Source organism: Thiomicrorhabdus cannonii, assembly GCF_013391695.1.
Lineage (GTDB): Bacteria > Pseudomonadota > Gammaproteobacteria > Thiomicrospirales > Thiomicrospiraceae > Thiomicrorhabdus > Thiomicrorhabdus cannonii.
Window position 1 is genome coordinate 268,242 of the sequence record NZ_JACBGH010000001.1, and the last position, 18,561, is coordinate 286,802.

Annotated in this window: 18 protein-coding genes; all 18 read right to left on the reverse strand. The window is 51.0% G+C overall.

All coding sequences use genetic code 11. The annotated features are described in order from the left end of the window. Positions 1–9 precede the first annotated feature (9 nt). The 18 genes from fliI to HZ297_RS01465 all read right to left on the reverse strand — a co-directional run bounded on the left by fliI (position 10) and on the right by HZ297_RS01465 (position 18,508). On the reverse strand, positions 10–1,353 hold the full coding sequence (gene fliI, locus HZ297_RS01380) for a flagellar protein export ATPase FliI (protein ID WP_178861179.1): 1,344 nt from the start codon (positions 1,351–1,353) through the stop codon (positions 10–12). 74 nt (positions 1,354–1,427) lie between these two features. Continuing rightward, on the reverse strand, positions 1,428–2,237 hold the full coding sequence (locus HZ297_RS01385; RefSeq protein WP_178861181.1) for a FliH/SctL family protein: 810 nt from the start codon (positions 2,235–2,237) through the stop codon (positions 1,428–1,430). After that, on the reverse strand, positions 2,238–3,251 hold the full coding sequence (fliG, locus tag HZ297_RS01390; protein WP_178861183.1) for a flagellar motor switch protein FliG: 1,014 nt from the start codon (positions 3,249–3,251) through the stop codon (positions 2,238–2,240). It lies immediately after the preceding gene. Continuing rightward, positions 3,251–4,945 carry a flagellar basal-body MS-ring/collar protein FliF gene (fliF, locus tag HZ297_RS01395; RefSeq protein WP_178861185.1) on the reverse strand — a complete coding sequence of 565 codons (1,695 nt, stop codon included), beginning with the start codon at positions 4,943–4,945 and terminating at the stop codon, positions 3,251–3,253. Before fliF ends, fliG begins: the two co-directional genes overlap by 1 nt. Positions 4,946–4,987: 42 nt before the next feature. Next, the gene (gene fliE, locus HZ297_RS01400) at positions 4,988–5,326 is read right to left on the reverse strand and encodes a flagellar hook-basal body complex protein FliE (RefSeq protein WP_178861187.1); all 339 of its coding nucleotides are present in this window, start codon (positions 5,324–5,326) and stop codon (positions 4,988–4,990) included. Positions 5,327–5,584: 258 nt separating this feature from the next. Continuing rightward, a complete protein-coding gene (locus HZ297_RS01405; RefSeq protein ID WP_178861188.1) occupies positions 5,585–6,958 on the reverse strand; it encodes a sigma-54-dependent transcriptional regulator in 1,374 nt (457 codons plus the stop codon). Positions 6,959–6,967: 9 nt separating this feature from the next. Next, on the reverse strand, positions 6,968–8,104 hold the full coding sequence (locus HZ297_RS01410) for an ATP-binding protein (protein WP_178861190.1): 1,137 nt from the start codon (positions 8,102–8,104) through the stop codon (positions 6,968–6,970). A gap of 63 nt (positions 8,105–8,167) precedes the next feature. Then, the gene (locus tag HZ297_RS01415) at positions 8,168–9,292 is read right to left on the reverse strand and encodes a sigma-54 interaction domain-containing protein (RefSeq protein WP_178861191.1); all 1,125 of its coding nucleotides are present in this window, start codon (positions 9,290–9,292) and stop codon (positions 8,168–8,170) included. A gap of 84 nt (positions 9,293–9,376) precedes the next feature. Beyond that, entirely contained in the window at positions 9,377–9,673 is a 297-nt protein-coding gene (gene fliT, locus HZ297_RS01420) for a flagellar protein FliT (protein WP_178861192.1), read from the reverse strand. Further along, positions 9,670–10,110: a flagellar export chaperone FliS gene (fliS, locus tag HZ297_RS01425; RefSeq protein ID WP_178861193.1), complete on the reverse strand. Its 441-nt coding sequence runs from the start codon at positions 10,108–10,110 to the stop codon at positions 9,670–9,672. The genes fliT and fliS overlap by 4 nt, the downstream gene beginning before the upstream one ends. A 48-nt stretch (positions 10,111–10,158) precedes the next feature. Further along, entirely contained in the window at positions 10,159–12,489 is a 2,331-nt protein-coding gene (gene fliD, locus HZ297_RS01430) for a flagellar filament capping protein FliD (protein ID WP_178861194.1), read from the reverse strand. Positions 12,490–12,726: 237 nt separating this feature from the next. Continuing rightward, positions 12,727–13,203, reverse strand: a complete 477-nt coding sequence (locus HZ297_RS01435) for a flagellar protein FlaG (RefSeq protein WP_178861195.1) — start codon at positions 13,201–13,203, stop codon at positions 12,727–12,729. 25 nt (positions 13,204–13,228) lie between these two features. Further along, the gene (locus tag HZ297_RS01440) at positions 13,229–13,645 is read right to left on the reverse strand and encodes a flagellar protein FlaG (RefSeq protein ID WP_178861196.1); all 417 of its coding nucleotides are present in this window, start codon (positions 13,643–13,645) and stop codon (positions 13,229–13,231) included. Positions 13,646–13,679: 34 nt separating this feature from the next. Beyond that, complete coding sequence (locus tag HZ297_RS01445; protein ID WP_178861197.1) at positions 13,680–14,504, reverse strand: flagellin N-terminal helical domain-containing protein; 825 nt, start codon at positions 14,502–14,504, stop codon at positions 13,680–13,682. Positions 14,505–14,615: 111 nt separating this feature from the next. Continuing rightward, on the reverse strand, positions 14,616–15,440 hold the full coding sequence (locus HZ297_RS01450; protein WP_178861198.1) for a flagellin N-terminal helical domain-containing protein: 825 nt from the start codon (positions 15,438–15,440) through the stop codon (positions 14,616–14,618). Between the two features lie 273 nt (positions 15,441–15,713). Then, the gene (locus HZ297_RS01455) at positions 15,714–16,535 is read right to left on the reverse strand and encodes a flagellin N-terminal helical domain-containing protein (protein WP_178861199.1); all 822 of its coding nucleotides are present in this window, start codon (positions 16,533–16,535) and stop codon (positions 15,714–15,716) included. 111 nt (positions 16,536–16,646) lie between these two features. Beyond that, positions 16,647–17,486, reverse strand: a complete 840-nt coding sequence (locus HZ297_RS01460) for a flagellin N-terminal helical domain-containing protein (protein WP_178861200.1) — start codon at positions 17,484–17,486, stop codon at positions 16,647–16,649. A gap of 191 nt (positions 17,487–17,677) precedes the next feature. Further along, entirely contained in the window at positions 17,678–18,508 is an 831-nt protein-coding gene (locus tag HZ297_RS01465) for a flagellin N-terminal helical domain-containing protein (RefSeq protein ID WP_178861201.1), read from the reverse strand. Positions 18,509–18,561 lie beyond the last annotated feature (53 nt).

Genomic DNA, 18,561 nt, shown 5'->3' on the forward strand with positions numbered 1-18,561 from the left:
CCATGTCACTTAACTCAACGTCTGCTGCATGGCCTGCACACTTTGCTGAAGGGTAAAGGCCTGGTCCATCGGCTGCGCTAGAAAGCTGTTCAATGCGGGATATTTGGCAATAGCCGCATCAATTTGCGGGTCGGCACCTCGACGGTAAGCCCCCACATTGATCAAATCCTGATTCTGCTGGTAGGTCGAGTAGAGCTGTTTGAAGCGTCTTGCCTGATTAAGCTGTTCCTTGCCGACAATCTCCACCATCACACGGCTCACCGACGATTCGATATCAATCGCCGGATAACGCCCGGAATCGGCAATATCGCGCGACAGCACAATATGCCCGTCAAGCACCCCGCGCGCCGAATCCACCACGGGATCGGCCTGATCATCACCCTCCGCCAACACGGTGTAAATGGCGGTAATCGAACCCGACCCGGCCTGTCCATTTCCTGCACGTTCGACCAGTTGCGGCAATTTGGAGAAAACCGACGGCGGATACCCTTTGCTGGCCGGTGGCTCACCCACCGCCAAGGCAATTTCTCGCTGCGCCTGCGCAAAACGCGTCAGTGAATCCATCAACAGCAGTACATTCATGCCCAGATCGCGGAAATATTCCGCAATCGCGGTGGCCATCATCGCACCGTGCAAACGCATCAACGGCGGATCATCGGCCGGCGTCGCCACCACCACGGAACGGCGCAAACCTTCTTCCCCCAGGTTGTTACGCACAAAATCATTCACTTCACGGCCGCGCTCGCCGATCAAGCCGACGACCACGATATCGGCATTGGTAAAACGCGTCATCATGCCCAGCAAAACACTCTTACCCACCCCGGTGCCGGCCATCAAGCCAACACGCTGCCCGCGCCCCAGCGTTAAAAGTCCGTTGATCGCCTTGACGCCAACATCCAGCGGTTCGGCAATCGGCGCACGGCTTAAGGGATTGAGGCGTCTGCCGGAGAGCAACACTTCATCCTCGATTTCAATCGGCCCCTTGCCATCCAGCGGCTTGCCCGATCCATCGACAATCCGCCCCAGCATGGCTCTGCCCACCCCGACTTTAACGCCGCCGGGAACCGGCACCACCTTGGCATTGGGCGCCAACCCCTGAGTATCGCCAATCGGCATTAAAAACAGACGGTCATCGTGAAAACCGACCACTTCCGCCTCAATCGGCGTGCCTTGGGTAGAGATAATCTGGCAGCGTGAGCCGATGGGGGCATGGGTGCCCACTACCTCCAGCGTCATGCCCACCATTCTGACAAGACGGCCGGCAACCACCACCGCCGGCGGCAGCTGAATCTGCTCGGAAAGTTGCGCGATTTTTTGCGCAAGCGATTGGTTGAGGCGTTGAGAAAAGTCCATAGGCGATGCTTATTATTCAAAAAAGACCATAGGTTACAGCCTGTACGAAAAACGAGTCCGTTGGGGACTAAGGACTATTCGTCGGCGTCAGCGCTAGAAGATTGTTCCGCCAACGCTTGCGCTTGAAGTTTGACGGACATGGTTTCGAAACGATTTTTCCAGTTATGCTCGACCGTGGAAAAACCTTGTTTGACGCGACAACTGCCCAAAGCCACATCATGATCGCCCATTACCCGCCAGTTTTTGGAAAACTCCGGCTGATGCGATTCGATTAACAGCAAATCCTGAGGGTTGAGAACAATCTCGATGGGGCTCAAGTCGTCCTGCAGCACTTTAACCGCATCCTGAACGATTTTTAGAATCCAGTCACTATTCTGCTGCAGCTCCTGCTCAATCACCTCTTCGGCAATCTGCAGCGTCAATTTCACCAGGTTTTCGAACACCTTGGCTTCCAGCCGCTCATAAGGTGTACTAAAGGATTTCAGAATGGTCTGCAAACGTTCAATTTCAGGCAGCAAGGCCTCTTTCGCCTCGACCAACGCGATTTCCTTGCCCTCCTGCTCCCCGAGCGCCTTGCCCTCGGCATAGCCGGCATCAAAGCCGGCACGCTTGGCCTCTTCAAACGCCTCTTTTTTCAGCAGTTCGGTCTGGCGCGTGATTTCGGGTTGCATCTGCTCTTTGATTTTGGCGTAAACCTGCGCCTCAACCGCTTTGTCTTGCTGCTTGTCCTCATCCGCCAGATTGCTCAGCTTCCAGGTGCGAATAGTCGGTTGTTCGAGGTCTTTGGCCTGAATCAACGTGGCGACCTCCGGTGCCTCCTCAGACCCGGCCTGCTGAGATTCCGGACGATAGTTTTTTTCAACAAACGAGGATGCGTCGCCCACCTACACAAACTCCTCGCCGCCGCCAGGCATCATAATCTTGTCTTCGTCGGCTAGGCGGCGCACCGTCTGCACAATGGTACGCTGCGCCTCTTCGACTGCGCTGAGTTTGACCGGACCGCCGGACTCCAGATCGTCACGCATAATATCCGCCTGACGCTTGGAAACGTTGGCAAGGAATTTCTCTTTGAGCTTGTTGTCGGCACCTTTAAGCGCCAGCACCAACACTTCGTTGGGCACTTCGGCCACGATCGATTGAATGCCGCGGTCATCAATGCCTTCGATATCGTCGAATACAAACATCTTGTCTTGAATCGCCTTACTGACGTCCTCATGCTCAACCGCGATATCATCCAGAATACGCGAATCGATGCCGCTGCCAACCAGGTTAAGGATTTCGGCCGCACGTTTCTCACCGCCGATGGTCGCCAATTTGCCGCCCTCGCCGTCGCTGGAGGCGTTTTCGAGCACATCATTCAAGTCAAACAGCGCACGCGGCTGAATGGTTGTCAGCGTGGCGATACGATAGATGACCTCGGCCTGGAAGCGCTCGGGAATTCCGCGCAAGACCTCCGCGGCCTGGTCCGGTTCAAAATACGACAGCACAATCGCCACCACCTGCGGGTGTTCATTGCGCAACATATTGGAAATGGTCGAGGGGTGCATCCATTTGAGGGCTTCCAAGCCTTTGACCTGATCGCCAAGCAGCGCCGCATCCATCAGATGACCGCCACCGCCGCCGAGGGCATCCGCCATAAGGGTCTGTGCATATTCGTTCGGATCGACGCCCAGCGCGTTTTCCCCCACGTCTTCCAGAAAGCTCAGCATCACATTATGAATATCGCGACGCGTCACATTTTCGACCGACGTCATGGCCGAACCGATTTGTTGCACTTCGCGCGGATTGAGATGCTTGAGAACTTTGGCGGCGTTGTCCTTACCCAGGGCAAGCAGGAAAATCGCCGCGCTGTCCAAGCCGCTCAGTTCGCGCACTTCTTCAATGGCTGAATTCGGCATTATTTCCCTCCCGACATCCATTGTTTAATGATATGCGCCGCCATTTTCGGATCGGCCGCCACCATGGTACGGACGCGCTCAATCAGCTCATGCTCGTCCGCAGATTCCGCCTCGGATTGCGCCGCGGTATTCTCGACCTCCTGATTCATCTGCTCAAGGGCCTTAGCGATCTGATCGACATTTTCGAGCTTCTCTTCTTCCTCAGGCACTTCCTCAGGATAGAAAAGCACGCTCTCCTCTTTCTTCGAGAGATCCTTGAGCATCGGTCGGATAACACCGAAAATAATCAGCAATACCGCCAATCCGGCCAATAGCTGTTTAACCAGATCCCAGAACCAGTTCTCCTGCCAGATCGGCGTGACTTCCACCGCTTCCGGCGGCGCCACCACAAACGAGGCATTCACCACCGTCAAGGTATCACCGCGCGTTTCATCCAAACCGACGGTGTCACTCACCAGACGGCGGTAGCGCAACAACTCTTCTTCGGTCAACGGGGTTCTGACCACATTCTGCTGGTCATCAAACGCGGTTTTGTCATCCAAGACCACCGCCACAGACAGGCGATGAATGGTACCGACCGAATTCTTGATATGACTGACGGTGCGATCCAATTCATAGTTCTTAGTGGACTTTTCCGTGGAGTTGCGCAGATTGGGATCGTTTTCGGCCTTGTAACCCTCTTCCGGAGCAAGACCAGCGCGCGGTGGCTGATTGGTCAAGGCGCCGGGAATGCCGGTTGGACCTTGATTACGGTTGATTTCGCGGATTTCCTGTTCGGAACGAATCGCCTCAGGATCGGGTTCGTAATTTTCGCGCGTCTGCTCCTGCTGGGTGAAGTCCAGCTCCGCGGTGACTTGCGCGCGCACCTTATTCTCTCCGCCCACAATCGGTGCAAGCAGCTTGATAATGCGACCCGACAGAGTCTCTTCGACCATGCGCGTGTAATCCAACTGCTTGATGCTCATGTTCAAAGTGCCGCTGGAGTGCGCATCGCCCGTCAGCAGATTCCCGTTCTGATCCACCACCGTCACATCTTTAACATCCATGTTCGGGATGCTGGATGCGACCAGGTAGACAATGGAACTCACCTGCTCTTCATTCATGGTGCGCCCGGGATGAAGTCTGACGACCACCGAGGCGGAAGGCTTTTGCTGCTTACGCACGAATACGGAACGCTTCGGCAGCCCGAGCATGACACGCGCCGACTTGACGGCATTGATCGATTCGATTGATTTAGCCAGCTCACCTTCCAGCGCGCGGTGATATTGAGTGGTCTCTTTGAATTGGGAAATGCCGAAGCCCTGTTCGGCATCCAAAAGCTGATAGCCGGTTGCCGCCTGCTTGGGGAAGCCCGCAGCCGCCAGCTTCAAGCGCAAGGCGTACACCTGATCGGATGGCACCAGAATACCGCCACTGGCCTGGTCGATTTTATATTCGACTTTTTCCTGATCGAGCGTTTGCACCACCTCATTGACATCTTTGGGATCGAGACTGCCGAACAAGAGGGTATAGGAAGTGTTTTGCGACCAGAGAAGAATCCCCACCACCAGTGCGACGGTGGCGGCAATGGCAATGACCAGACTCACTTGCTTGGCAACCGACAACGCCATCAAATTATTGAGCAACGTTGAGCCAAAGCCGCTTGGCGGAGCCGGGTTCAAGTTGGGGTCAAATGAGGCTTGAGGTTCGGCCATGAATTATCTTCTTTAAGAATGGGGTCCCGGTTGAGAGCATGCTTAGATAGGCATGTTCATAATGTCTTTATAGGCTTCGGTGAGTTTGTTTCTGACTTGCGTCATGGCTTGGAAAGATAAGCTGGCCTTTTGCGCCTGCAACATGACCTCGGACAGTTCGACGTCCAGATCGCCACGCTCAAAAGCCTCTTTCATTTGCGTTGACTTGTGCTGTTCGGCATTGACCGCATTGACGGAATTGGCCAGCAATTCGGCAAAATTGTCCGCCTTTGCCGCTCCGCTCTGTTCAGCCGCATCAATAGGCTCATTAGGCTTGGACGCCGCCTGGGCAGCCAAAGAACGCATTTGCAACATCAAACTTTGGGTATCAATCGTGCTCATCCGAACAGAAACTCCAACACTTTCAAGCCGTATTAAACGAAATGATCGATTTTAAACGTTAAAACAGAATCTCCACCGCTTCGGCGGAAACACCAACCATTATAGTATCAAGCCTCTTTACGAAAGAGGTTTTTTGAAAATTAAGCAATTCAGATGCCAATGCCTCGAAGCCCTTTCAAGATATTGCAGCCATCGCCTAAATTATTATCGATATCAGCCGATAATACCATGTCAGCCGTGCAATACGGCTAAACGGCATTACGGAATATCCACACCCTGCTCTTTGAGCCTGGCCAGTTTATAGCGCAGGGTTCGCGGGCTGATATTCAAAATTTCAGCCGTTTTCTGACGGTGCCCGTTATATTGACGCAAGGTATCCAAAATCAACGTCACTTCACGCGCCTTGAGATCCATAGGCAGCTCATCCGATGCCCCGTCAAAAACATGACTCTCCTGGAACGTCTCTTCAGGCTTGCCTTCCGACATGGCATAAGCCTTCTCCATCACTGCCGTATCCATATCCAGCAGAATGTCTTCCTTGTGGATCGTATCACCCGACATCATCACCAGCGCACGCTGAATCACATTATCCAACTCGCGAATATTACCCGGCCAGCCATATTCCAGCAACCGCTTCATCGCCGGCGCCGAAATCATCGGTTCGATGCGATTGCGACCGCAGTGGCGCTGCAACAGTTTTTCGGCAATTGCCGCAATATCCTTGGGACGCTCGCGCAAAGGCGGCAAACGCATCGGAAACACATTCAAACGGTAGAAAAGATCCTCTCTAAAGGTCCCTTTCTCTATGGCCCGCTTCATATCCACATTAGAGGCGCTGAGGACACGGACATCCAAATGAATCACCTTGTGACTGCCGATGCGCTCCACCTCCCTCTCCTGCAGCACACGCAGTAACTTGGCCTGCAGATCCGGCTTCATCTCACCGATTTCGTCCAAGAACAGGGTGCCGTGCTGCGCCTGTTCAAACTTGCCGGGCATGGATTTCATAGCGCCGGTAAAAGCCCCTTTCTCGTAACCGAACAACATCGCTTCGAGCATATTCTCAGGAATAGCGGCGCAGTTGATCGCCACGAACGGCTGCTTGGCACGTGATGACTGATGGTGAATAAAGCGCGCCAAGACCTCTTTGCCGGTACCGCTTTCGCCACTGATAAAGACACTGGCATCACTCTCGGCGACCCTTTTGGCCATGGTTTTCAACTGCTGCGTGACGGGATCGGCCACCACAAAATCATCTTCGCTGGAGGCATCGCGATTAAAATAAGCCTTAGCCTTTTCAACCAGCACATTCGCTTCAAACGGCTTGACAATATAATCTACCGCACCCGATTTCATCGAATCCACCGCCTGCTCGATCGTGCCGTACGCGGTCATCAGCACAATCGGCAAATACGGTTTGATGGCGCGGATACGCTTCATCAACGTATAACCGTCCATGCCATCCATGCGGATATCACTGAAAACCATGCCGATATCATCATCCAGAGCCACCAAGGCATCCTCGGCATTACTGACGCTCATCACCTCAAAACCATTGAGGGTCAGCGTATCCACCAGAGCCTCCTGCAGCTCCTGATCGTCTTCTACTATCAGGATTTTGGCGATATTCATTCCATCCCCTTAACTTTGCACCAATGGCAAACGAATGCCGAATTTTGAACCGTAACCCGGTATCGATTTGACCCACACATGCCCATTATGCGCCTCGGCAATCGCTCTGACCACCGCCAGGCCCAGGCCCGTTCCTTTGGCGCGGCTGGTGTAAAAAGGCTCAAACACTTTTTCAAGACGCTCCGGCTCTATGCCCGGGCCGCGGTCGCTGACGACGATATCAATTTTATCGTCGGCGATTTTATGCACACTCACCTGCACACTGGCCTGCTTACCTACCACATCCATGGCATTCACAATCAGATTCTGCAGCGCCGTAACCAGACCGTCCAAATCACCGTTAATCGTCAAACCGGGCAAGACGGACTCAAACACCACCTCACTTTGCGTCATTTTAGCCTGAGTTTCAACCGACTGTTCCGTCAGCGCCAACAACTCCCGCAATTCAATGCGCTTCTCACTGCCTTTTCCGCCCTTGGCGTATTGCAGCATATCCTTCACCAACCCCTCCAAATGCCGCAGGCTGTGAAGCGCCTTGTCGACGAATTTGGTACGTTTGGCCTCATCCAACTGATCGGAATTCATCTGGGAAACATACAGCAAGGCGGATGATAAAGGGGTGCGAATCTGATGCGCCAAGGAGGCCGCCATCTCACCCATCGAACTCAGACGCTGATGGCGATTGATATGCTCTTGCAAATGTCTCGCCGAGGTGACATCCTGAATCAGCAAAATACGCCCCAAGGCTTCATCGAGCGGCGTTTCGGAAAGCTGGAAAATCCGCTCATCATGCGTGGTTAACTCACCGGCATCCGTCGCACTCAGAAATACGTTACGCAATACAATTTCCCAACTGCGATGCAACGCATCGGCCCCCAATATAGCCTCGGCACTGGGATTCATCTCAACAATCTGATCCTGGGCATTGAGGACGATCACCCCCGCGGGCAACAATGTCAGCAGACGGCTTAAACGATCGGCCACCTTACGCTTTTCCTGATCGCTTCTGGCGAGTTGAAGCTGCAGCTCCGCCACCTGATGCTGCAACGCCTCATAGGCATGCGTCAACTGCAAAGACGTTTCATTAAACAGCTCAAATGCCTGTTCCAGCTCCGCTAAACGGCTTTTTTCCACCTCATTTAACACGCTTCTTCTCCGCTTTTTCGCTGTTTTGCAAACTCAACAGGCCGGCTCCCAGAAATCTTTAATTCAACTCAAATCATACTTGCGTATTTTCTCAACCAGCGTCGTACGGTTGGTTTGCAACAATTTGGCCGCCTGCGAGACATTCCCTTCAGTCTGCTCCAATGCCTTCTGAATCAACTGCACTTCCAGTTCCACCAAATACGACTTCAAATCGATGCCTTCGTTCAAGTTCGGCAACTGATTCCAGCCCGAGACATTCAGCGGCGTCATCTGCTGAACACCGCTCGGTTCATCCGATTCCAGCGCATTGTCACCCTGTTCGAAATCGGACGCAACACGCTGCTCCTGAACCTCTAGCGGCGCTTCCACCGCCACCTCGCTCGCTTGAGGTACACCAATCAAGCGGGCATCTTCATCCAGCTCGATTTGATAACGGGCGGGCAAGTCATCGTAATCAACCAGCGACCCCGGATAGAGAATGGACAGGCGTTCCGCCAGGTTGCCGAGCTCGCGCACGTTTCCAGGCCAGTTGTAATGCTGCAAGGCAATCAGGGCACGCTCGCTCAAAGAGGGCACATCGCGACCACTGGCCTGAATATTTTTGAACATGAAATCGAACAGCGCCGGAATATCCTCACGGCGTTCGCGCAAGGCGGGCATTTCAATAGGAAAGACATTTAAGCGGTAAAACAAATCCTCACGGAACTTGCCGTCAGAGATACTCTCTTCGAGATTACGGTGGGTCGCGGCAATCACCCGCACATCGCACTGAAAGCTGGTGTTTCCGCCCACGCGCTCATAAGTACGCTCCTGCAGAATACGCAAGAGCTTAACCTGCATGGGCAGCGGCATATCGCCGATTTCATCTAGGAAGATAGTGCCCTTTTCGGCCATCTCAAAACGGCCTTTACGGGCGGTGATCGCACCGGTAAACGCGCCTTTTTCGTGGCCAAACAATTCGCTTTCAAGCAGTTCCGCAGGAATGGCTCCGCAGTTGATGGGCACAAAGGCTTTACCGGCGCGGGCCGACGCGTTGTGCAAAGACTGCGCCACCACCTCTTTACCGGTTCCGGATTCGCCTAATATCAGCACCGTCGCATCGGTTTTGGCGACTTGAAGAATCAATTTTTTGACTTTTTGCATAGCCGGCCCGTCGCCGACCAAAGAGGATAAGAGTTCTTGAGACATTTCCCGTCATCTATTAATGAACATTAGCTCTTTATATACGGGTTTTTACAGAATGTCAAAAATTTGGCATTGATCTTTATGGGTTTATTTCAAATATTGCTTGATAGCCGCATTAGCCTTGAACTCTTTCTGAAACTGCAATGCTAAGGTGTTTTGAGCCTGCGCCAATAAATCACTGATACGCGTCTGATTTTCAAGCAACTGTGCGCCGATTTCATCAAAACGCCCGGGAAAGTCGCTAAACGCTTCATTAAGGAGTGCACGCCATTGTGAATCCAAACGCTCAAATTGAGACCATTTTCCTGATTCAGCGGCATGCAACATGGCTTGCGAGTGGCTGAGCAACTTCAAACGCATACGCTCAACAGAGATTTCGCTCATGAAGCCACTCCTAAACGTTCAATCTGCGTTCTGTCCATGCGTTTCAGATGTTCCGGCATTTGCTGCCAGGCTTCCAGCAATGTTTTCATGTGCTCGATGAGCTCGTCCAGCACCTCAATATCATTCTTGCTACTGGCTTCAAATAAACGGCGATAAGTATAGTCATACAGTGCATAAAGGTTATTTCCAACCTCGGCACCCTTTTCGAGATTCAATCCGGCACGCAATGAATTAACAATAGCCATTGCTTTGTTGATGTGCTCGGATTTTTTGGCCATGTTTTTTTGCTGAATAAACACTTTTGCCAAACTCATATTCTTGATGGCACCTTCATATAGCATTTCAACCAATTTATGCGGTGTGGCCTCAGAAACTGCCGTTTCCACATAGTTGTTTGCATATGTTTGAATAAATTGTTTTTTCATTGCCATATTCATGTTACTGCCCTTCCCTTGTTATTCGCGTATCTCTCACGTACGTTTTGCTTAATTATTGTTGTTATTTGAGAATGTTGCCGTTAAGAAACTGCGTGTTTGCTCACTACTAGACATTAACGACTGCAAAACCGAAAACTGAAGCTGGTATTTCATCAATAATTTTTCATATCGCGCATCAATCGCTTTGGATTTTTCTTCATAAGAATCCATTTTATCGTTGAGCGTGTTAATACGCTGACCCACCAACCCCGTATCGGCCTCCAAAAGATTATTAATGGAATCTTGCAACTGGCTGGCGAAACCCTGTGAATAAGTAATCGTACCGCGTGCCCCCGTAGCACCGCCCAATATCTCAAACTCCAGCCCCCTCGCTTCTAGCTGTGGCGCAAAATCACTGATTTTGATTTTGCGTCCATCCTGCGCATCGGCATAAACTCCAATGCTAATGTCGCCGGAAGGGGTCGACAAAGTGCCGTCCACACTCTGTCCCTGGTCACTCAGCGTAGCGCCATCCGCAAAACCGGCGCCGGACAACCCGGCAATATTGGTCAGCTCTACCATCGAAAGCCCACCAAAACGGGTCGAGGCAATGGAAATAACACTGCCATCATGCGTAACACTTACAGACGCACCTGCTGTACTGACATCGCTGTTATTGTTGATATTGTTTGCCATGACCTGTGTCAGTTCGTCCAGGGTGTAGCGCCCCTCTGCGATCGAAACGCTGGTTGTATCCGCATCATTAACTTTAACGTTGAAGCCGGCACCAGCACCGATATCCAAAAGCGCCTGGCCTGTGTAATCAGTTTGGGAGAACCCCTGATTGCCCAAGCCTACAATATTGCTCATACTGGCGCTGCCACTGGCAGCCGTGATTTCAAAACGCGACTGCGTACTGTCGTAAGCAATAGTGGCTTCACTTGCCGTAAACTGTGCGCTTATTGCCGCTTGAATCGCCTGGGTTACTGCATTTTTATCGGCATATACACCTGCTGCTCCTGATAGATCAATCGTATGATTTACACCTGCAATATCTAAGTCAAAACTCGCACCCGCCTCAATCGTCAGAACCGCTTGCGCATCGGTAACGCGATCACCTGCAACACGCTCATCAGCAGTCAATCCGGTAACACTACCGGCCGTCACACTGGCGCGCTCTGCCAACTGCGTAATGTTCAATGCATAATTTCCGGTTTGGGTTTTGTCGTTTCCGCCGACAACATTTACCAAAGCGTCGTCACTGCTTCCACTCATGGCAAACAAGCTGGATACGGCCTGCATATTATTAGCCAAGACCGCATCGAGCTTGGTCGTATCAACAGAAAGCTCGCCATTTCGATCAAACGAAACCCCCACGTCAGCAAGCGATTGAAAGCTGCTCGAACCCAAGCCGTCAATCACACCGGTCAGTGATTCGCGCATCTGCGAACGAATCGAACGCAGCAGGCTGTTGCCCGCCAAATCACCGTAGTAGAGATACTCTTCCGACGCCAACTCCTCCTCGGTAAGATCGCTCTTGTCATAACTGCCCAGTTCATCGAGAATGGTGTTCATCTGGTTATACACATCCACAAAACTGGTAATGGTTTCTTTCACCTTGGCGCTGTCCTGGGTGACAGACACCGTTGTCGGCGAAGAAGGTGCCGCCGATTTCAGCTCAAACGCAACCCCTTCGATCACCTGATCAAAGGTGTTGTTGGCACTGGTCACAGTCAGACCGTTCAATACCATCACCGCATCTTGCGCTTCTGCAGTGGTTGTGAAGCCGCTTGTATCGAAATCGGGCAGGCCGGAAATAGCAATCTCTCCTGCCGCACCTGTCTGTTTAGAGGTGAACATCAGCTGATAGCTGCCGCCATTATTGATAATTGCTGCATTCACACCGTAATCGCCGTTATTGATCAGCTTTTGCAGACCTTCAAGGGTGTTGTTGGTACCATCAACCGGGATCACATGGGTTTGACCGCTCACACTAATGGATAAAGTGCCGGCAGACAAGGTATCAGAGGGTGAAGCAAAACCTTTATTGGCCACCAAGGTATGCGCCTGCGCTAGCTGTTTTGAAACGATCTGGTAGGCCCCCAGTGCAGCCTCGTTTTCAGCAGTCACCGTTACGATACCGTCGTTAGTGCTGGCAATGCCTTTCTGACCAAACAAGTCAGGCGACGAAAGGTCGGCAACATAGGTATTAAAAGCTGACAAATTGGTCTGCAGGTATTTAAGAGCATCCAACTCTGTAGTGGTTTTGGTCTGGTTACGCTCCAAAATCGCTTTTGGGCCAGCCACTTCCGCTTCCGCCAATGCCTTTGACATATTGCCGATGTCAAAAGTACTTTTGGTCAAGCTGTTAAGTAGCGTATTGCCGATTTCGTTTGCCATCGCCTGTTCTCCTGGTCGTCTATCTGCAGCATTTTCATGCAAAACTGTTAAGCATGAAAAAGGCCATCAAACTTTTATTCTTCTATTTTATGTATTTGCTATGTGCGTTGTATATTCACATGACTTCTCATTAATTTTATCGGCCATCATTCTATAACTTTAGGGAGCTGCCAAAAACACATGCGTTTGCGCTAATAAAAAAAGCGGCCAAAAGACCGCTAAACACACAAGGGAAACTTAGACTGTCGAATGCGTAATCAAGCCGGTAGGCAGACTGTTGTCATTCGGCCGTTGCTGACGCATTTCTATGAAATCGTTGATGTTCTTAGAAATTTTCAGGAATTCGTCGGATGGAATTTGGCGAATCACTTCACCGGTATCGCCATTTTTGATGAAGATTACCATCCGCTGCGTATCTTCATCACGCTCAAACCTCAAGAAGGTTTTTAAGCGTTCAAGCTGGATATTAATATTTTCAAGCGTTGTATCCATGTCTGCGTTCGATTTCATGGATTCGGAGAGAGCAACCTCTCCATTATGAACCGACTGGGTAGCGTTTGTCTCATCCGACTTCTGGGTTAATGCACCTGTATCAGAACCGCCCTTAGGCAGCACAGACTCATTTTCCCTCTCAGACGAGACGCCCGCAACTGGCGTGGCATTTTTTAGATAAGCCCCAACGGTATTTGGCTGTATTGTTTGGACATCCATCATACACCCTCCCCAAACAAGAAATCATCTATATGATTTCATTGAATAAGGTACCTGTCAAACCTTCTTTTGATGCCACCATTCCAGAGTGTTTAACCGAATTCAGATAATCTTGAATATTTTGCATAATTTTCAAGGAACCTTCCGTCGGAAACTGTCTTATCACTTGTTCGGTGGTTTTATCAATAACTTTGACAACTGATGAGTTCGTCGTCTCGTCTACAGTGAAAACCAACCCTTGCCCAAACTTATCCAACAATCCATTAAGTTGCTGAGCCTGTTCTGCAATGGTCTTCGCTGACTCGAGTACATTTTCAGTATTCAAGGCAGCGACCGAACGTTCTGACTGTTGTAAAGGTGTTCGGCCAATCTGTTCCGCCACTTGCGGATCAGAACCGGCCTTAGTGACCGTTACAGCAGGTGATGAAATGTGTGATATCTCCATACCTGCCTCCTTTCTCATTACTCAGCTAGCTAGCTTATCTCAATAAAGACAACACATTCTGCGAGTTCTGGTTGGCTTGGCTCAACATGCTCATACCGGCCTGTTGAAGTACTTGTGTACGTGCCAAGTTGGCCGATTCACGCGCAAAGTCCGCATCCTGAATACGTGAACGCGAAGCATTGATGTTCTCGTTGACGTTGCTCAGGTTGCTGATCGTGCTTTCCAGACGGTTTTGCAAGGCACCCCATTTGGCGCGCTGGGTATTGATATCACTCAGCTTGGCGTCCAAAACCGAAATCGCGGCGGAAGCGTTGGTCACGGTTGTAAGATCTCTGGCATCCAAAGAACCGCCTAATTTACTGACATCAAATGTAGATACATTGATTTTGTTATTGGCGCCTTTTTCCCAACCAACGTGCAGACTGACAGTTGTTACAGAACCGTTCATCATTGATACTTCGTTGAACTTAGTGGTTTGACCCACACGCTTGACTTCCGCCGCCAGCTGCTGGAATTCCGCATCCATCTGCGTACGGTTTTCGGCACTGTAAGAACCGTTCAAGGATTGCACCGCAAGCTCACGCATACGTTGCATCATATTGACGACTTCTTCCATCGCCCCGTCCTGCGTCTGAATCAACGAGATACCGTCATTCGCGTTACGAATCGCCTGATCCGTCCCCTTGATCTGCGTGGTCATACCGGTGGTCACCGCCAAGCCTGCCGCATCGTCCGCCGCACGGTTGATACGCAAACCCGAAGTCAGTCGCTCCATCGCAACCGATTGCTCGCGGCTTGTCGCATCCAGAATGCGGTTGGCGTTGATGGCTCCCATATTGGTGTTGATTACCATTGCCATGTCTTTTCTCCTTTTTTAACTTGGCCGCTTTTGTTAAGCGACTTCTTTGCGTTTAAAAACCATCGCTTGGCGATGACTTTTTAACTGCTCTTGGGGATTCAGCCGCCTATTTTATTGCAGCAGCTGCATCACATTCTGTGACATCTGGTTGGCTTGACTTAGCATGCTCATGCCGGCCTGTTGAAGTACTTGTGTACGTGCCAGGTTGGCAGACTCTTTGGCAAAGTCGGCGTCCATGATGCGTGAGCGCGAGGCGCTCATGTTTTCGTTCACGTTGTTGAGGTTGCTGACCGTGCTTTCCAGACGGTTTTGCAAGGCACCCCATTTGGCGCGAATGGTGTTGATATTGGATAGGTCTGCATCAATCGCCGTCAATGCGGCCGATGCACCGGCAACTGTTGAGATGGTGTCGCCTGCCACACTTAACGCCGCTGAGTTGAAGTCAAAGGTGGAGATGGTGATTTTGTTGTTCACTCCCTTTTCCCAACCAGCATGAATCACAACGGAGGCATTGGTGCCGTCCATCAGAGATGTTTCGTTGAATTTGGTGGTGTTGGCGATACGGTCTATCTCGGTGCGCAACTGGGTGAATTCGGCGTGCATCTGCGTGCGGTTTTCGTTGCTGTAGGTGCCGTTAAGCGATTGCACACCAAGCTCGCGCATACGCTGCAACATGGAGACGATTTCTTCACTCGCTCCATCCAGGGTTTGCAGCATGGAGATGCCGTCATTGGCATTACGCATGGCCATATCTGTACCGCGGATCTGGGTGGTCATGCCGGTGGTGACCGCCAGGCCCGCCGCGTCATCTGCGGCTTTGTTGATGCGCAGCCCGGAGGTCAGACGCTCCATAGCCGTTTTTTGTTCGGATGAGGTTTGATCCAAAATACGCACTGCGTTGATGGATCCCATATTTGTGTTGATTACCATTGCCATGATAAGTCTCCTTGTGTCTGTGTATTTTGTCGCTTTGTTATTTTTAACAGTGAGGCGATGTTTCCCGCCTTCAATCTATTTATCGGCCTGCAAAAAATTACTTTAGATTTTTTTCATCAATAAAAAAAAAGCCGTGTCAATCAATTGATTGAACGGCTAAACACACAAGGGAAACGTTTTAATCTAACCTCTACCCGCTCAGGCAAGAAAAGTACAGGTTAGATCCCTGAGAACTCAGTAATACTTAACCGGGTTCTCAGGCAACCAAACGGATTATCTCAACAAAGACAACACATTCTGCGAGTTCTGGTTGGCTTGGCTCAACATGCTCATACCGGCCTGTTGAAGTACTTGTGTACGTGCCAAGTTGGCCGATTCACGCGCAAAGTCCGCATCCTGAATACGTGAACGCGAAGCATTGATGTTCTCGTTGACGTTGCTCAGGTTGCTGATCGTGCTTTCCAGACGGTTCTGCAAGGCACCCCATTTGGCGCGCTGGGTATTGATATTGCTCAGCAAACCATCCACTGAAGTGATCGCCAACGAGGCATTAGCGACTGTGGTAATATCTCTGGCATCCAATGCACTGCCCGTGCCGCGGATGTTGAAAGTAGATACGTTTATCTTGTTATTTGCACCCTTTTCCCAACCCACGTGCAGCGAAACGACTGTGGCGGTACTACCAATCACAACTTCGTTGAATTTGGTGGTCTGCCCTACACGTTTAATTTCCGCCGCCAACTGCTGGAACTCAGAATCCATCTGGGCACGGTTCTCGGCACTGTAAGTTCCGTTCAATGACTGCACGCCCAGCTCACGCATACGCTGCATCATATTGACGACTTCTTCCATCGCCCCGTCCTGCGTCTGAATTAACGAGATACCGTCATTCGCGTTACGAATCGCCTGATCTGTTCCCCTAATCTGCGTGGTCATACCGGTGGTCACCGCCAAGCCTGCCGCATCGTCCGCCGCACGGTTGATACGCAAACCCGAAGTCAGTCGCTCCATCGCAACCGATTGCTCGCGGCTTGTCGCATCCAGAATGCGGTTGGCGTTGATGGCTCCCATATTGGTGTTGATTACCATTGCCATGTCTTTTCTCCTTTTTTAACTTAGCCGCTTTTGTTAAGCGACTTCTTTGCGTTTAAAAACCATCGCACGGCGATGACTTTTTAACTGCTCTTGGGGATTCAGCCGCCTATTTTATTGCAGCAGCTGCATCACATTCTGTGACATCTGGTTGGCTTGACTTAGCATGCTCATGCCGGCCTGTTGAAGTACTTGTGTACGTGCCAGGTTGGCAGACTCTTTGGCAAAGTCGGCGTCCATGATGCGCGAGCGCGCCGCGCTCATGTTTTCGTTCACGTTATTGAGGTTGCTGACCGTGCTTTCCAGACGGTTTTGCAAGGCACCCCATTTGGCTCGAATGGTATTGATGTTGCTCATTTTTTGATCCAACACATTCAAGGTAGCCGAGGCGTGCGATACTTTTGCAAGACCCAATGTACTTGCCACAAGACTTCCGCCCAAATTACTCACGTTAAAGACAGGAATTTGAATTTTGTTATTAGAGCCTTTTTCCCAACCCGCATGAATCTTGATGGAGCCGGCCGTTGAGGCAGAACCGTTCATCAACGGCGTTTCGTTGAATTTGGTGGTCTGGCCAACGCGCTGAATTTCGGCAGCCAACTGATCGTATTCGGCATTCATTTGTGCGCGGTTATCGTCACTATAAGTACCGTTAAGCGATTGCACACCCAGTTCTCGCATACGCTGAAGCATATTGACGACCTCTTCCATGGCACCGTCCATGGTTTGTGTCAGACTGATACCGTCATTGACGTTGCGTATCGCCATATCTGTACCACGAATCTGGGTAGTCATACCGGTGGTGACCGCCAGGCCCGCCGCGTCATCTGCGGCTTTGTTGATGCGCAGTCCGGATGTCAGGCGCTCCATAGCTGTTTTTTGTTCGGATGAAGTTTGATCCAAAATACGCACTGCGTTGATGGATCCCATATTTGTGTTGATTACCATTGCCATGATAAGTCTCCTTGTGTCTGTGTATTTTGTCGCTTTGTTATTGTTAACAGTGAGGCGATGTTTCCCGCCTTCAATCTATGTATCGGCTTGCGCGTCAGAACTTTAAGCTTTTTTTTGAAATAAAAAAAAGCCACCGAATTCACTGCAATCCGGTGGCCTTGTGAATGGCCCAGCTATTGGCGTATCAATACTTAGCGCAATAGAGACAACACATTCTGCGAGTTCTGGTTGGCTTGGCTCAACATGCTCATACCGGCCTGTTGAAGTACTTGTGTACGTGCCAAGTTGGCCGATTCACGCGCAAAGTCCGCATCCTGAATACGTGAACGCGAAGCATTGATGTTCTCGTTAACGTTGCTCAGGTTGCTGATCGTGCTTTCCAGACGGTTCTGCAAGGCACCCCATTTGGCGCGCTGGGTATTGATGTTGGACAGATCCTGATCGATCGCCGCAATAGCCGCAGACGCCTGAGAAACCTTGCCGATACTGACGGTACCTGAGCCTGCATTCAACGCAGCAGCACTGAAATTTTTCATAGAAACCGTGATTCTATTATTAGCGCCTTTTTCCCAGCCAACGTGCAGACTAACTGCAGTGTTACTGCCATTCATAACGGCAACTTCGTTGAACTTAGTGGTTTTGGCGACGCGGTTGATTTCACCTTGTAGCTGTTTAAACTCCGCATTCATCTGGGCACGGTTCTCGGCACTGTAAGTTCCGTTCAATGACTGCACGCCCAGCTCACGCATACGCTGCATCATATTGACGATTTCCTCTGTAGCACCATCTACCGTTTGCAGCAGAGAGATACCGTCATTCGCGTTACGAATCGCCTGATCCGTCCCCTTGATCTGCGTGGTCATACCGGTGGTCACCGCCAAGCCTGCCGCATCGTCCGCTGCACGGTTGATACGCAAACCCGAAGTCAGTCGCTCCATCGCAACCGATTGCTCGCGGCTTGTCGCATCCAGAATGCGGTTGGCGTTGATGGCTCCCATATTGGTGTTGATTACCATTGCCATGTCTTTTCTCCTTTTTTAACTTGGCCGCTTTTGTTAAGCGACTTCTTTGCGTT

What these genes read in the sequence shown, in the direction of transcription:
- fliI (WP_178861179.1), bottom strand. Translation starts at nt 1,353, where the DNA reads ATGGACTTTTCTCAACGCCTCAACCAATCGCTTGCGCAAAAAATCGCG.
- fliG (WP_178861183.1), bottom strand. Translation starts at nt 3,251, where the DNA reads ATGCCGAATTCAGCCATTGAAGAAGTGCGCGAACTGAGCGGCTTGGAC.
- fliF (WP_178861185.1), bottom strand. Translation starts at nt 4,945, where the DNA reads ATGGCCGAACCTCAAGCCTCATTTGACCCCAACTTGAACCCGGCTCCG.
- fliE (WP_178861187.1), bottom strand. Translation starts at nt 5,326, where the DNA reads ATGAGCACGATTGATACCCAAAGTTTGATGTTGCAAATGCGTTCTTTG.
- HZ297_RS01405 (WP_178861188.1), bottom strand. Translation starts at nt 6,958, where the DNA reads ATGAATATCGCCAAAATCCTGATAGTAGAAGACGATCAGGAGCTGCAG.
- HZ297_RS01415 (WP_178861191.1), bottom strand. Translation starts at nt 9,292, where the DNA reads ATGTCTCAAGAACTCTTATCCTCTTTGGTCGGCGACGGGCCGGCTATG.
- fliT (WP_178861192.1), bottom strand. Translation starts at nt 9,673, where the DNA reads ATGAGCGAAATCTCTGTTGAGCGTATGCGTTTGAAGTTGCTCAGCCAC.
- fliS (WP_178861193.1), bottom strand. Translation starts at nt 10,110, where the DNA reads ATGAATATGGCAATGAAAAAACAATTTATTCAAACATATGCAAACAAC.
- fliD (WP_178861194.1), bottom strand. Translation starts at nt 12,489, where the DNA reads ATGGCAAACGAAATCGGCAATACGCTACTTAACAGCTTGACCAAAAGT.
- HZ297_RS01435 (WP_178861195.1), bottom strand. Translation starts at nt 13,203, where the DNA reads ATGATGGATGTCCAAACAATACAGCCAAATACCGTTGGGGCTTATCTA.
- HZ297_RS01440 (WP_178861196.1), bottom strand. Translation starts at nt 13,645, where the DNA reads ATGGAGATATCACACATTTCATCACCTGCTGTAACGGTCACTAAGGCC.
- HZ297_RS01445 (WP_178861197.1), bottom strand. Translation starts at nt 14,504, where the DNA reads ATGGCAATGGTAATCAACACCAATATGGGAGCCATCAACGCCAACCGC.
- HZ297_RS01450 (WP_178861198.1), bottom strand. Translation starts at nt 15,440, where the DNA reads ATGGCAATGGTAATCAACACAAATATGGGATCCATCAACGCAGTGCGT.
- HZ297_RS01455 (WP_178861199.1), bottom strand. Translation starts at nt 16,535, where the DNA reads ATGGCAATGGTAATCAACACCAATATGGGAGCCATCAACGCCAACCGC.
- HZ297_RS01460 (WP_178861200.1), bottom strand. Translation starts at nt 17,486, where the DNA reads ATGGCAATGGTAATCAACACAAATATGGGATCCATCAACGCAGTGCGT.
- HZ297_RS01465 (WP_178861201.1), bottom strand. Translation starts at nt 18,508, where the DNA reads ATGGCAATGGTAATCAACACCAATATGGGAGCCATCAACGCCAACCGC.